13 protein-coding genes are annotated in these 13,439 nt (G+C 70.4%); 8 read left to right on the top strand and 5 right to left on the bottom strand.

All coding sequences use genetic code 11. The features are described 5' to 3' along the window. Positions 1-52 precede the first annotated feature (52 nt). The 5 genes from HYN04_RS09325 (at position 53) to HYN04_RS09345 (ending at position 5,339) form a co-directional block, all read left to right on the top strand. Positions 53-1,195 carry an ABC transporter permease gene (locus tag HYN04_RS09325; RefSeq protein ID WP_110450507.1) on the top strand — a complete coding sequence of 381 codons (1,143 nt, stop codon included), beginning with the start codon at positions 53-55 and terminating at the stop codon, positions 1,193-1,195. Next, positions 1,192-1,890, top strand: coding sequence for an ABC transporter ATP-binding protein (locus tag HYN04_RS09330; protein WP_110450508.1), 699 nt, complete (start codon positions 1,192-1,194; stop codon positions 1,888-1,890). The genes HYN04_RS09325 and HYN04_RS09330 overlap by 4 nt, the downstream gene beginning before the upstream one ends. After that, complete coding sequence (locus HYN04_RS09335) at positions 1,887-2,834, top strand: HlyD family secretion protein (protein WP_110450509.1); 948 nt, start codon at positions 1,887-1,889, stop codon at positions 2,832-2,834. The genes HYN04_RS09330 and HYN04_RS09335 overlap by 4 nt, the downstream gene beginning before the upstream one ends. A gap of 61 nt (positions 2,835-2,895) precedes the next feature. Next, on the top strand, positions 2,896-3,801 hold the full coding sequence (locus tag HYN04_RS09340; protein WP_110450510.1) for an SDR family NAD(P)-dependent oxidoreductase: 906 nt from the start codon (positions 2,896-2,898) through the stop codon (positions 3,799-3,801). 101 nt (positions 3,802-3,902) lie between these two features. Beyond that, complete coding sequence (locus HYN04_RS09345) at positions 3,903-5,339, top strand: MFS transporter (protein ID WP_110450511.1); 1,437 nt, start codon at positions 3,903-3,905, stop codon at positions 5,337-5,339. 82 nt (positions 5,340-5,421) lie between these two features. On the opposite strand, the gene HYN04_RS09350 is transcribed toward HYN04_RS09345, so the two are convergent. Next, complete coding sequence (locus HYN04_RS09350; protein WP_110450512.1) at positions 5,422-6,555, bottom strand: Mrp/NBP35 family ATP-binding protein; 1,134 nt, start codon at positions 6,553-6,555, stop codon at positions 5,422-5,424. A gap of 117 nt (positions 6,556-6,672) precedes the next feature. Between HYN04_RS09350 and HYN04_RS09355 the strand changes: the two genes are divergently transcribed. After that, positions 6,673-7,344, top strand: coding sequence for an HAD family hydrolase (locus HYN04_RS09355; RefSeq protein ID WP_110450513.1), 672 nt, complete (start codon positions 6,673-6,675; stop codon positions 7,342-7,344). Positions 7,345-7,348: 4 nt separating this feature from the next. Here HYN04_RS09355 and serB read toward each other — a convergent pair whose 3' ends face one another. Next, positions 7,349-8,263, bottom strand: coding sequence for a phosphoserine phosphatase SerB (serB, locus tag HYN04_RS09360; RefSeq protein WP_110450514.1), 915 nt, complete (start codon positions 8,261-8,263; stop codon positions 7,349-7,351). Between serB and miaA the strand changes: the two genes are divergently transcribed. After that, a complete protein-coding gene (gene miaA, locus HYN04_RS09365; RefSeq protein ID WP_110450515.1) occupies positions 8,241-9,170 on the top strand; it encodes a tRNA (adenosine(37)-N6)-dimethylallyltransferase MiaA in 930 nt (309 codons plus the stop codon). The two genes, serB and miaA, sit on opposite strands and share 23 nt — an antisense overlap. A gap of 176 nt (positions 9,171-9,346) precedes the next feature. Next, complete coding sequence (locus tag HYN04_RS09370) at positions 9,347-11,143, top strand: acetolactate synthase 3 large subunit (protein ID WP_110450516.1); 1,797 nt, start codon at positions 9,347-9,349, stop codon at positions 11,141-11,143. Positions 11,144-11,396: 253 nt separating this feature from the next. On the opposite strand, the gene HYN04_RS09375 is transcribed toward HYN04_RS09370, so the two are convergent. The 3 genes from HYN04_RS09375 to HYN04_RS09385 form a co-directional block, all read right to left on the bottom strand. After that, on the bottom strand, positions 11,397-12,068 hold the full coding sequence (locus HYN04_RS09375) for an SOS response-associated peptidase (protein ID WP_110450517.1): 672 nt from the start codon (positions 12,066-12,068) through the stop codon (positions 11,397-11,399). A gap of 9 nt (positions 12,069-12,077) precedes the next feature. Continuing rightward, complete coding sequence (locus HYN04_RS09380) at positions 12,078-12,680, bottom strand: HdeD family acid-resistance protein (protein WP_199285942.1); 603 nt, start codon at positions 12,678-12,680, stop codon at positions 12,078-12,080. A gap of 81 nt (positions 12,681-12,761) precedes the next feature. Beyond that, the gene (locus HYN04_RS09385; RefSeq protein ID WP_110450518.1) at positions 12,762-13,280 is read right to left on the bottom strand and encodes a DUF1993 domain-containing protein; all 519 of its coding nucleotides are present in this window, start codon (positions 13,278-13,280) and stop codon (positions 12,762-12,764) included. Positions 13,281-13,439 lie beyond the last annotated feature (159 nt).

Genomic DNA, 13,439 nt, shown 5'->3' on the forward strand with positions numbered 1-13,439 from the left:
TAACGCAGTCGGTGGAATGGTGCAGGCGGGGAATGGTCCCCGCGGAGCGTCCATGTCCCTGGCCCTGGCCACGCTGGTCCACGAATGGCGACGGTATCTGGCCGCCGTGATCGCGCTTGCGTTCTCGGGGGTGCTGATCCTTTCCCAGGTCGGGCTGATGACGGGAATCCTGCGCGCCTACACCGCCACAATCGACCGCTCGCCCGCCGAGATCATCATCCTGCCGCCCAAGGCCCAGAGCCTGATGGGAACGACCCAGGCGGAACTGCCCAGCCGGATCCGCCCACGGATGTACCTGCATCCGGACGTCGAGGCCGTGGACACCTGGGAAGACAAGGTGGGCGAGTGGACCAACATCCCCAAGCCTGGCGACAAGCAGGTGCGGACCTACGCCCGCTTGGCCATGGCCGATCCCGCGCCAGGGTCCGTCACCCTTCCCGTGGACTTTCCCGAGAGCGCGAGGCGCGCCCTCGAGGCGCCCCTGTCGGTGGTCGTGGATGTTTCCGCCCTCCAGAGGCTGGGCGTCGGCGTCGGCGATTCCGTCATCATCAGGGGCCAGACCCTTCAGGTTGCAGCCGCGGTGTCGGGCTACGCCAACATTGAACTCCCGACGGTCTTCGTGTCCCGGGACACGCTCATCCGGCTGGGGCTGATGACGGGGGGCGACAAGACCGGCCTGCTCCTCCTGAAGATCCGGGACGGCGGCGACCCCGCAGCGGTCCGGGACTTTCTCAACACCGCAGCAAACGGTGAATACCGCGCCTGGCTCCGCGAGGACCTGTCGGAGGCCAACAGCGCCGCCTTCATGGAGGAACAGGTCGTAGGCATCCTGCTGGGATTTTCACTGGTCCTTGCGATGCTCATCGGGGTCGGCATCACCTCCCAGACCCTTCGCGGCGCGGTGGCGTCCAACATCCGCGAGTTCGCAAGCCTGCGCGCCCTGGGGGTGTCCATGCCCGCCCTGCGGGGTGTGTTGGTGGAGCTGTCCTTCTGGGTCGGGATTGCAGGCCTGGCGGGAACCGCAGTCCTTACCGGCTGCGTCCTGGCGGCGGCGCGCCTCGGCAATGTCAACATGAGCCTGCCCCCCACCTATGTCGGAGGCGTCGCGGCGCTCCTGATGGCGATCTCCCTGGTCTCGGGCTTCCTGTCCCTCGGAGCCCTGTCGCGCAGCGAGCCGGCGGAGCTGCTGCGATGAGCGGAGAGACAGCGATCCGGTCGCAGGGCCTGACCAAGCGTTACCGGTCCGGAAACGCAACCCTGACCGTCCTGGACCGGGCGGACTTCGACGCCCGGAGCGGCGAGATCGCCCTGGTGATGGGGCCGTCAGGCTCGGGCAAGTCGACCCTGATCGCGGTGCTGTCGGGCCTCCTGCGCCCGGACGCCGGATCGGTGAACGCCCTGGGCGTGGACCTCTGGGGGCTGAAGCCCGCCCAGATCGACCGCTTCCGCCTGGACCACTGCGGCTTCATCTTCCAGGGGTTCAACCTGTTCCCCGCCCTGACGGCCCTGGAACAGGTGGCCCAGGTCCTGAGGTTCGCCGGCCGTTCCCCGCGCGAGGCGCGCCGCCAGGCCGAGGCGGCCCTGGACGCCGTGGGCCTGACCCCGCGCCTGACCCTGCGCCCGGCCGAGCTGTCCGGCGGCGAGAAGCAGAGGGTGGCCATCGCCCGGGCCCTGGCCAAGAAACCCCGGCTGATCTTCGCCGACGAGCCGACCTCGGCCCTCGACGGCGAGAACGGCCAGAGGGTGATCGCCCTCCTGCAGACCGCCGCCCGCGAACAGGACGCCGCGGTGATCTGCGTGACCCATGACCAGAGACTTGAAGCCTGGGCGGACCGGGTCATCCATATCGAGGATGGTCGGATCGCCGGAGCGGAAGAGGAAACCCGATGACTGGCCTGCTGCGTAACCCCCTGGTTTGGGTCCTGGCCGTGCTGCTGGCTGGCGGCGGCGGCTTCGTCGTTTGGAGGACGCTGGGCGCGCGCCCGCCCGTCGCGCCTGTCGCGCCATCCTCGCCCTACTCGGCGGCGGCCAGCGGCAAGGTGGACGTGGAAGGCGGCATGATCCAGGTCGCCGCCCGTCGCGCAGGGATCATCCGGGACGTCCTGGTCAACGAAGGCGATGACGTGGTCCGCGGACAGGTCCTGGCCCGGCAGGAGGACGAGGAGCCCCGCCTGTCCGCCGGTCGCGCCTCAGCGGCCCTTGGCGAAGCGCGCGCCCGGATCACCGCCCTGGAGGTCGCGGTCTCGACCGCGAAGCGGGAGCGCGAGCGCCTGCGGGGCCTGGTGGGCTCGAACTTCGTGGCCGCCCAGAAGCTGGACCAGGCCGAGGACCAGGTGCGCCAGGCCGAGGCCGATCTGGCGGCAGGACAGGCTTCGGTGGACACCGCCCGGGCGGCCCTGGCCCAGGCCCAGTACGAGCTGGAGCTGACGATCGTGCGCGCGCCGGTCGACGGCCGGATCGCCCGCCGCTACGCCAACCCGGGCAGCGGCGCCTCGACCCTGAACGTGTCCACCCTGTTCGACCTGGAGCCCAAGGCGCCCCGCATCGTGCGGGTGGAGGTGACCGAGGGCGCCCTGCCCTCCGTGGCCCAGGGCCAGGCCGTACAGATCAGTCCCGAAGCCGATCCGGCGAAATCCTATCCCGGCAAGGTGGCGCGCATCTCGGCCGTCTTCGGCGCCCGGCGCCTCCAGTCTGATGACCCCGCCGAGCGCAAGGACGAGCGGGTGGTCGAGGTGGTGGTCACCGCCGACGGCGCGCCCCTGCTGATCGGCCAGCGCGTACTGGTGCGGTTCCTGAAGCCCGGCGCGAAGGCCGTGCCCGCCGCGGCTTCTTGACGCCCGGCCCCGGCCGCCGCACAACCCGGCCCGACTTCAATTCTGGGCAGGGAGCCTTCTCATGGCTGACATCCGTTTCGACGGTAAGGTTGCGATCGTCACGGGCGCGGGCGGCGGCCTCGGCCGGCAGCATGCGCTGGAGCTGGCGCGGCGTGGCGCGAAGGTCGTGATCAACGACCTGGGGGGCTCGATGGATGGCTCGGGCGGCTCCTCCGCCGCGGCCGAGGCGGTCGTGGCCGAGATCAAGGCCTTCGGCGGCGAGGCCATCGCCAACGGCAGCTCGGTGACCGACGACGCCGGCGTCGCCAACATGGTCCAGCAGGCCATGGACGCCTGGGGCCGGATCGACATCCTGGTCGCCAACGCCGGCATCCTGCGGGACAAGACCTTCTCGAAGATGGAAATGGCCGACTTCGAGGCGGTGATGAATGTCCACGTCATGGGCTCGGTGAAGCCGGCCAAGGCGGTCTGGGAGATCATGAAGGCCCAGAACTACGGCCGGATCGTTGTGACGACCTCGTCCACCGGGCTCTATGGCAACTTCGGCCAGTCCAACTACGGCGCCGCCAAGCTGGCCCTGATCGGCTTCATGAACACCCTCAAGCTCGAGGGCCAGAAGAACAACATCCACGTCAACGCCATCAGCCCGGTGGCCGCGACCCGGATGACCGAGAACCTGATGCCGGCCGAGGTCCTGGCCAAGCTGAAGCCGGAGTACGTGACCCCTGCCGTGGTCTACCTGGTCTCGGAAGAGGCCCCCACCGGCGTGGTCATGACCGCCGGCGCCGGCGCCTTCGCCCAGGCCCGGATCTACGAGACCGAAGGCGTCTATCTGGGTGAAGGCGGGCTGTCGGTCGAGGAAGTGCGCGACAACTTCGCCCGCATCACCGATCCCACGGGCCAGCAGGCCTACGTGAACGGCGGCGAGCAGAGCGGGAAGTTCTTCCGCAAGATGCAGGGCGGCTAGGCCTGGGCGGGGCCGGAGTTTCCCCTTGCCCTGAGAGGGGGAACCCGGCCTATCCTTCTGGCGACCCGGAAACACCGGGCGCTGTGTAGGGGGAGTCCAGAGTGTCCAACGTGAACCGGCCGACGGCGAGCCATAACCTGAGCCTGCCGGCGGCCCTGGCCTTCGCCGCGATCAGCCTTCCCCTGGCTGCCCTGGGCCTTTCGGTTGGCGTCCAGCTGCCGCCCTATTTCGCCAGCCAACTGGGCGTCAGCCTGGCGGTTGTCGGCGGCGCCTTTGGCATCGTGCGGCTCCTGGACATCTGGCTGGACCCGATCATCGGCCTGGGCATGGACCGGACGCGGACGCGGTTCGGACGCTACAGGGTCTGGATGGTGGCTGGGGCGCCGCTCCTGATCGTCGCCGTCTACATGCTCTACAATGCGCCCAAGGGCGCGACGCAGGTCTACCTGATCATCTGGCTGCTCGCGATGTACCTTGGCCAGTCGATCATGGGCTTGTCCCACTCGGCCTGGGCCGCGGTCCTGGCCAAGAGCTATGAACAGAGGTCACGGATCTTCGGCGTGCTCACGGCCGTGGGCGTGATCGGCTCGCTGACCGCCCTCGCCATCCCAATTCTCCTGGAACAGGCGGGCGTAGAAGGGGTCAACCCGATCCAGGCGATAGGATGGTTCGTGATCGCCATGATCCCGGTCACCCTCCTGATCGCCGTGATCCCGACCCCCGAGACCATCAACAGGGACGACGGGGCGCACTTCACCCTGGCCGACTACGCCAAGCTGTTCAGCCGTGGAAACGTCATCCGGATCCTGGCGGCGGACCTCTTCGTCACCCTGGGTCCCGGCTGGATGGCCGCCCTCTACATGTTCTTCTTCACCAGCACCCGGGGCTTCTCGCCGACCGGCGCCAGCCTGCTGCTGATGGTCTACATCGTCGCGGGCTTCGTGGGCGCGCCGCTCACGGCGGCCCTGGCCAACCGCATCAGCAAGCACCGGGCCCTGATGCTGGCGACCACCCTCTACTCCATTGGCCTGATCCTGCTCCTGTTCCTGCCGAAGGGGAGCTTCGCCTGGTTCGTACCCGCCATGGCCGTCGAGGGCGCACTGGCCGCAGGCTTCGGGGTCATGACCCGGGCCATCACAGCCGACATCGGCGACGAACTCCGCCTCGAGGGCGGCCGGGAACAGATCGGCCTGCTCTATGCCCTGACGGCCGCGACCAGCAAGCTGGCGGGCGCCTTCTCCATCTTCCTGACCTTCAATGTCCTGGCCCTGGTCGGTTACGACGCCAAGGTCGGCGCGAAGAACACGCCAGAGCAGATCCTGGGCCTGGAGCTCGCCTACATCGTCGGACCCATCGTCTTCGTCATGCTCGCGGGCGCCTGCTTCATCGGCTACAAGCTGGACGCCGAGCGGCACGCCGAAATCCGGCGCCAGCTGGACGAGCGCGACGGCCATACCGAGGTGGCCTATGACGAGGCTGCGGTGCTTGAGGGCCTGACCGGCGAGCCGGGAGGCCACTCGTCCGTGGACCGGCGTTAGGTTCTGAAACCAAACGCCTGCTCACCCGGCTTCCGGCCGGAGCTCCCCCTTGGGGAAGCCATTGCTGTGTTTCAGCCGGGGCTCAGGCCACCGCCGCGGCCAGCGCCGCGAAGGCCCGGGATGAGGCGCTGTCAGGATGGGAAAGCACGCCTGGCCGGCCCTCGTCGCAGGCCGCCCGCAGGGGCGTCTCCAGGGGGATTTCCGCCAGCAGGGGCACGCCCAGCCGGACGGCCTCGGCCCGGGCGCCGCCCTCGCCGAAGATCGGGATGCGGGCGCCGGTAGAGGGTTCCTCGAACCAGGCCATGTTCTCGACGACGCCCAGCAGGGGCGTCTCGGTCTTGCGGAACATGGCGGCGGCCCGCCGGGCGTCGATCAGGGCGATCTCCTGAGGGGTGGAGACGATGAGGACCCCATCGATCTTCAGCTTCTGGACCAGGGTCAGCTGGATGTCGCCCGTACCCGGCGGCAGGTCGACGACCAACACATCCAGGGGCGCCTCAGCGGTTCCCCACAGGACGTCCTGCACCATCTGGCGGGCGGCGGAGGAGGCCATGGGGCCGCGCCAGATCATGGGCGAGCCCTCGTCCACCAGAAAGCCGATGGACATGACCTTCACGCCCCAGGCCTCGAGGGGAACGAGCTTCTTGTCGGCGTTGAAGGCGGGACGGGAATCCAGGCCCATCATTCTCGGCGCCGAAGGGCCGTAGACGTCGGCGTCGAGCAGGCCGACCGACAGGCCGCGGGCGGCGAGGGCGGCGGCCAGGTTGACCGAGATGGTGGACTTGCCCACCCCACCCTTGCCGCTGGCGACGGCGATGACCCGGCGGACGTGCGGGGGACGTACGGCCTCTCCGGACGGCGCCGGGCGGGCGGCGGGGTCCTCGGACACCCGGGCGGCGGTCCGGCGCTGGGGCGCGGCGCCCACAGGGGTGACCGTGGCGCTGGGCCGGCCGGCCGGCGCTTCGGCGGTCAGCACCACCTGGGCGCGGGTAACGCCGGGCAGGCCGGCGATCAGGGCCTCGGCGGCGTCACGGACAGGCTGGTAGTCGGCCACCTCGCCCGCCGGGACCTCCAGCATGAATCCAGCCCGACCCGGCGCCAGGATCAGGCCACGGACGAGGCCCGCCGCGTTGAGGCCCTTGCCGGACTTGGGATCGACGATTCCGTCGAGGGCTGCAAGGAGGGCGGCTCGGTCGATGGGAGCGTCTGCGGTCATCGGGGTCCCTTCCGGCGTGAGGCCCTCATATCCCGTCGCCGGGCGGCGAAGACAAGAGGCGAAGGTCCCCCGCCAGGCGCCCTTGCCCGCGCGCCGGCGGCGTCCGACAAGGGAGCCATGCCCCTGCCCCGCCCGCCCCGCGCCGTCATCTTCGACATGGACGGCCTGCTGTTCGACACCGAGGTCCTCTATCGCGACGCTCTCTCCGCCGCCGCCCGGGACATGGGGGCCCATATGCCCGAACCCGTCTTCCACAGCCTGATCGGCCTGCCGGGAGAGAGCAGCCGCCGGCTGCTGCTGGACCATTTCGGCGAGAACTTCGACGTCGACGGGCTGTGGGACGCCTCGGCGGAACACTTCCACACCCTCGCCCGCGGGCAGGACTTCCTGAAGGCGGGGGTGCGCGAGTTCCTGGACCTCCTGGACGCCCTGGCCCTGCCCCGGGCCATCGCCACCTCGTCCCGGCATGAGGACGTGACGTTCAACCTGGGCCGGCATGGGCTGGAAGGCCGCTTCCACGCCGTGGCGGCGCGGGGCGACTATCCCCGGGGCAAGCCCCATCCGGACCCATTCCTGGTCGCAGCGGGGCGACTGGAGGTGGATCCGGCAGACTGCCTGGCGCTGGAGGACAGCCACAACGGGGTCCGGTCGGCGGCCTCGGCGGGAATGATGACGGTGATGGTCCCGGACCTGCTGGCGGCGACCGACGAGATGGACGCCCTGTGCGCCCGCATCGTGGACGACCTGCACGCCGCCGCTGACCTGGTCCGTTTCAGCCTCGGGGCCTGAGCCCTCAGTCGCGGACGAACTCGGCTTCGGAGAAGCCCATGAAGTAGAGGGCCGCCGTCAGGTCGGCATGGTCGATCTGGGCGTCGGCCTCGGCGGCGACCACCGGCTTCGCGCGGTAAGCCAGTCCCAGGCCCGCGGCCCCGATCATGGCGAGGTCGTTGGCGCCATCTCCGATGGCGGCCGCCTGGGACAGGTCCAGCCCGAGACGATCAGCCTCCGAGACGAGGGTGGCGAGCTTGGCCTCGCGGCCCAGGATGGGATCCTCGACCGCGCCGGTGAGGTGGCCGTCGGTGACGACGAACCGGTTGGCCCTGTCCCCGTGGAACCCGGCCTGGATGGCCACCCTGCGGGTGAAGAAGTCGAAGCCGCCGGACACCAGGACGCAGTGGGCGCCTGAGGCGGCAAGGGTGCGCACGAAGGTCCGGGCGCCAGGATTGAGGCGGACCCGCTCGGCGTAGGCGCGCTCGAGCTGGGACTCCGGAAGGCCCGCCAGCATGGCCACCCGTTCGCGGAGGGCGCCCTCGAACTCCAGTTCACCCCGCATGGCCCGCTCGGTGATGGCGGCCACCTCCGCCTTGCGGCCGGCGAAGTCGGCCAGCTCGTCCAGGCATTCGCAGGCAATGATGGTGCTGTCCATGTCGGCCAGGAGGAGACGCTTGCGACGTCCCTCCTCGGGCTGGACGCAGAGGTCCACGGGCAGGCCGGAAGCCGCCTCCAGGGCGGCGCGGCGCAGGTCCTGAAGGTCTGCGGGCTCGAGGCGGAGTTCGCGCGCCGACGGGCCGGGCGCGGGCGCCGGCTTGACGGGGCGCCCCCGGGCTGCGAGCGCTTCGGAGATCCGACCCGCGGCGGCGTCCGCCGCAGCCGGGTCCTGGCCGACAAGGGTAAGCGCGATCTGCATGACGTCCCGCATCTGGCTCATCGCCGGCCCCACGGCAAGCGGCAAGTCCGCCCTGGCCCTGCGACTGGCCCGGCTGACTGGCGGCGAGATCGTCGGGGCGGACGCCCTGCAGGTCTACCGCGGCCTGCCGGTCCTGACCGCGGCGCCGGATGCGGCCGACCTGGCGGCGGCGGCGCATCACCTGGTCGGGACAGTGGACGCCGGCGAGGCCTGGTCCACGGGGCTCTGGGTCGCCGCCGCGCGGGCGGTGATCGACGACCTCGCCGCCCGGGGGACCGACGTGATCGTCGCCGGCGGGACGGGCCTGTACTTCGAGGCCCTGGTGAACGGGCTGGCGGACATTCCCGCCGTTCCGGCCACTGTCCGGGCCCGGACGGGAGACGACTACGCCGCCCTGGGCGAAGCGGCCTTCCGGGAGCGGTTGGCCGGGGTCGATCCCGCCGCCGCGGCGCGGATCCTGCCGGGGGACCGGCAGCGCCTCTGCCGGGCCTGGGAGGTGTTCGCCGCCTCGGGCCGGGCGCTCAGCGACTGGCAGGCCGAGCCCGCCGGCGGCCTTCCCGCCGGAAGCTGGCGGGGCGTGCGGCTCATGCCCCCGCGGGAGGCCCTCTACCGGCGCGGAGACAACCGGTTCCTCGCCATGGTCGAAGGCGGCGCCCTGGACGAGGTGCGGGCCCTGGTCGCCCGCGGCCTGGGCCCCGCCCTGCCCGCCTGCAAGGCGGTGGGCGTGCGGCCCATCGCCAGCTTCCTGTCCGGGGAAGTCTCGCTCGACGACGCCATCGCCGCCGGCCAGAGGGAGACCCGGAACTACGTCAAGCGCCAGGAGGTCTGGCTGAGGGGCAGGATGGACGGCTGGCCGACGATTACCGACCTGGAGACTGAGGCGCAGTGGAGGTCATTTCTTGCGCTGAACCCTGACTTGACGCCCTGACAGGGGCATGGCACTAGCCTTTCGACCTGTTTTTGGAGACGACACATGCGTCGCGTCCTCGTACTCGCCAGGCGGCCCGCCGCGGACTGACACCGTCAGCCGCGACTGGTCGCACACGCCCGGGCCCCTTGAGGGCCTTTTTTGTTGCCCATGACACCCTTCGGAAGACCCCCGACATGACCGCCCAGACCCAGACCCTGACCGCCGCCTCCGCCGAGACCCTGACGGGCGCCGAGATCGTCGTGCGCGCCCTGGTGGACCAGGGGGTGGAAGTCCTGTTCGGCTATCCCGGCGGGGCGGTCCTGCCGATCTACGACGCGCTCTTCAACGAGCCGCGCCTGCAGCACGTGCTGGTCCGCCACGAGCAGGGCGCCACCCACGCCGCCGAGGGCTACGCGCGTTCCACCGGCAAGCCGGGCGTGGTGCTTGTGACCTCGGGCCCCGGGGCCACCAACGCCGTCACGGGCATTGTGGACGCCCTGATGGACTCCATCCCCCTGGTGGTCATCACCGGCCAGGTCGCCACCCACCTGATCGGCACCGACGCCTTCCAGGAGTGCGACACCATCGGCATCACCCGGTCGATCACCAAGCACAACTACCTGGTCAAGGACCCGGCGGACCTTCCCCGTGTCATGCACGAGGCCTTCCACATCGCCACCTCCGGGCGGCCGGGCCCGGTGGTCATCGACATTCCCAAGGACGTCCAGTTCGGCAAGGCCGCCTACCAGGGGCCCGGCGAGGTCAAGCACGCCCACAACTATCGCCCGCGGACCCAGGGCGATCCGACGCGCATCGCCGAGGCGGTGCAGTTGATCGCCGGGGCCCGGCGGCCCATCCTCTACACGGGCGGCGGGGTCATCAACGCCGGCCCCCGGGCCGCCGCCCTGCTGAGGGAATTCGCCGCCCTGACCGGCGCGCCGGTGACCTCGACCCTGATGGGCCTGGGCGCCTTCCCCGCCTCGGATGACAAGTGGCTGGGCATGCTGGGCATGCACGGCAGCTTCGAGGCCAACAACGCCATGCACGACTGCGACGTCATGGTCGCCATCGGCGCGCGCTTTGACGACCGGGTCACCGGCAAGCTCGACGCCTTCTCGCCGGGCTCGCGGAAGATCCACATCGACATCGACCCGTCCTCGATCTCCAAGAACGTGCGGGCCGATATCGGCATCGTCGGCGACGCCGCCAGCGTGCTGGAGGACATGATCGCCGCCTGGAAGGCCCGCGGCCTGTCCAACGACGCCGGGGCCCTGGCGGAATGGTGGCGGCAGATCGAGGCCTGGCGGGCGCGCAAGTCGTTCCGCTATGCGCCCTCCGCCGACAGCATCAAGCCGCAGTACGCCATCGAGCGCCTCTACGCCCTGACGCGGGACAAGGACGTCTACATCACGACCGAGGTGGGCCAGCACCAGATGTGGGCGGCCCAGTTCTTCCACTTCGAGGAGCCGAACCGCTGGATGACCTCCGGGGGTCTCGGCACCATGGGCTATGGCCTGCCCGCCGCGGTGGGCGTGCAGCTGGCCCACCCGGACAGCCTGGTCATCGACATCGGCGGCGACGCCAGCGTGCAGATGACCATGCAGGAGATGTCGACGGCCATCCAGTACGGCCTGCCGATCAAGATCTTCATCCTGAACAACGAGTGGATGGGCATGGTGCGCCAGTGGCAGCAGCTGCTGCATGGCGAGCGCTATTCGCACTCCTACTCGGCCAGCCTGCCCGACTTCGTGAAGATGGCCGAGGCCTTTGGCTGCCTGGGCCTCCGGGCCCGGACCCCGGCCGAGCTGGATGACGCCATCCGTCAGATGATCGACTATCCCGGTCCCGTCATCTTCGACTGCTGCGTCACCAAGGAGGAGAACTGCTTCCCCATGATCCCCTCGGGCAAGGCGCACAACGACATGATCCTGGCCGAGGAGACCCGCGACCTGGGATCGATCATCGACGACGCCGGCAAGCGCCTGGTCTAGGTCCTGAGCCGGGACGAAGGGGAGATCAGGCCGCTCGGCTGACCCCTCCGGTCCGCTACGCGGTTCACCTCCCCCTCGGGAGGGAATGACCCGGCAATTGCTCCCCCAAGGGGGAGCTCCGGACGAAGTCCGGTGAGGGGGTCAACGGCGACTCGGGAGACCCCCTCCGGCCCGCTGGGCGGTCCACCTCCCCCTGGGGGGAGGAATTGGGGGGCTGTTTCTTCCCATCCGGGGGGCCTGCCGGCGGCAGGGGTCAGGAGACCCTGGGCGCCTCGACCAGGACGAGAGAGCCCTCGGGGCCCGGGGCCGGCAGGGCGTCCAGGTCGCCACGGTCCAGCCAGGCGAGGCCCTCGGCGAGGGTGAGGATGACCGGCTGGCGGTCGTGGATGCGCGACATGTCCGTGCCCGCCGGCCGGGTGATGACGGCGAAGCTGTCGAGGCCCTGGGGCAGGTCGGCGGGGCGGGACCGGGCGCAGAGGCCGGCCAGGAAGCGGACAGGGCCGGACGCGGCGTCCGCCGGCCAGGAGACCTCCCAGCGCCGCTTGGGCTGGCCCTTCCGCCACCCCGGCGGGGCGTCGTACTCGAAGATCGAGGTCACGGGGGCGAGGCAGCGCCCCGACCGGACGGACTCCCGGAAGGCGGGGGTCGTCGCGGCGGTCTCGATGCGGGCGTTGGTGCACATCGCCTTCCAGTCTGAGGCGGGACCCCGGTGGAAACCCGGCACCAGCCACCAGCGAGCCTCCAGGCCCTCCAGGCCGGCTCCCGGGGCGGCGCGGCGCAGGATCGGCGCCCGGTCGGTCGGCCGGAAAGGCCGGTCCGGTGGGCGGTTGGGCTCGGCGTCCCGCCAGAGGATGTCGACCCCTGCCCCCCGGAAGGCGGCGTCATAGTCGGCGCGCCGAACCTTGAGCTGGTATTCGTTGCACACGCGCCGGGATCAGGCGGAAGCGACCGGCCCGGTCAGGCGTCGCAGGCCCAGGCCCACCCGGACCCATCCGAACCCTGCGAACAGGAGGTCTATCCCGAGCAGGAGGCCCAGGATCGTCAGGCTGGACGCCGGCCATTGCAGGAGAACCACCAGGCCCAGCAGGAGGGTGGCGGCGCCCGAAGCGGCCAGCCATCCCCAGGCGTCCGTGACCTGCCGGACCTGGAAGGCCAGGGCGATGCGGACGATGCCCGAGGCGGCGAGGCCGGCGCCGAGCATCAGGGTAAGGACCCCCGCCGCCAGTGTCGGATTGCGGAGCACCAGGATTCCGCACACGAGGTAGAGGGCCCCCAACAGGACCCAGAAAGGCGCCCGTCCGGTGCCGCGCTGGCGGAACCCGTGGACGATCTCGACGAGGCCGGCGAGGCACATGGCGACACCCACCAGGGTCACGGTGGCCAGGGTGGCGAAGGCCTGGGAGCCCAGGGCGAGGACCCCGAGGACGATCAGGACCGCCCCGACTCCAATGACCCATCCCGAGGCGCCGCGAAGGGCCTCAAGCCCGCGAAGGACCCGGCCGCGAAGGGCCTCCAGGATTTCAGATTCTTCCGTCACGGCGCCCTCCCCGGCCTGCTGTCCAGGGAGGCTGCGCCCCGCCCCGACGGGGTGTCAAGGCGGGGCGGCCGGGCCGGGAGATCAGGCCTTGAGCTTCATCGCCCCGAGATAGTCGCGCTTGCCGAGGGGCGCGCCCTTCTGCCGGAGGATGTCGTAGGCGGTGGCGGCGTGGAAATGCAGGTTGGGCAGGGAGAAAGACATCAGGAAACCCTCGGCCGTGAAGGGGATCTGCCCCTGGCCGATCCTGAAGACGACGTCCTTGCCTTCCAGGGCGTTGACCTCCTCCGGGGACAGGGCCTTCAGCCGGGCCAGGGCGTCTGCGACCAGGGCCTCGAGGCCGGCGTAGTCCAGCTCCTTCGGCCCCGGCGGGCCGAATTCCCCGGCCCGCGCGCCCTCGATGGCGTTGATGGAGTGATGGACGACGGAGAGGAGCTGGAAGCTGAAGGGGAACATGTCCGCGGCCAGGCGGGTGTCGACCACCTCATCCGGATTGATCCCGGCCTCCTGGCACCAGGTGCGCCCCTTGCCGATGAAGGCTGAAACGGCGCCAACGGTCTGAATCATGGAACCGACGCTGACGTCGTAGAGCGATATCGCCATTCCCGTTTCTCCTTCATTCACAGGCTGGTCTCGGCGGGCGGCCCGCAGGGGGCGGGTCTTCGGCCCGGAACCCGGACAAGCTTTTCTTCACGGTTGACGGGCACTCTGTCCAGACCGGACATGGGGAGCCGGTCGGATCAGGCTCCGGAAATCTAGCCG

This window comes from Phenylobacterium parvum, assembly GCF_003150835.1.
GTDB classification, from domain to species: domain Bacteria; phylum Pseudomonadota; class Alphaproteobacteria; order Caulobacterales; family Caulobacteraceae; genus Phenylobacterium; species Phenylobacterium parvum.

Coding starts and splice junctions, on each gene's coding strand:
- HYN04_RS09355 (WP_110450513.1), top strand. CDS start 6,673: ATGCCCCTGCCCCGCCCGCCCCGCGCCGTCATCTTCGACATGGACGGC.
- HYN04_RS09385 (WP_110450518.1), bottom strand. CDS start 13,280: ATGGCGATATCGCTCTACGACGTCAGCGTCGGTTCCATGATTCAGACC.
- HYN04_RS09370 (WP_110450516.1), top strand. CDS start 9,347: ATGACCGCCCAGACCCAGACCCTGACCGCCGCCTCCGCCGAGACCCTG.
- miaA (WP_110450515.1), top strand. CDS start 8,241: ATGACGTCCCGCATCTGGCTCATCGCCGGCCCCACGGCAAGCGGCAAG.
- serB (WP_110450514.1), bottom strand. CDS start 8,263: ATGAGCCAGATGCGGGACGTCATGCAGATCGCGCTTACCCTTGTCGGC.
- HYN04_RS09330 (WP_110450508.1), top strand. CDS start 1,192: ATGAGCGGAGAGACAGCGATCCGGTCGCAGGGCCTGACCAAGCGTTAC.
- HYN04_RS09350 (WP_110450512.1), bottom strand. CDS start 6,555: ATGACCGCAGACGCTCCCATCGACCGAGCCGCCCTCCTTGCAGCCCTC.
- HYN04_RS09325 (WP_110450507.1), top strand. CDS start 53: ATGTCCCTGGCCCTGGCCACGCTGGTCCACGAATGGCGACGGTATCTG.
- HYN04_RS09340 (WP_110450510.1), top strand. CDS start 2,896: ATGGCTGACATCCGTTTCGACGGTAAGGTTGCGATCGTCACGGGCGCG.
- HYN04_RS09335 (WP_110450509.1), top strand. CDS start 1,887: ATGACTGGCCTGCTGCGTAACCCCCTGGTTTGGGTCCTGGCCGTGCTG.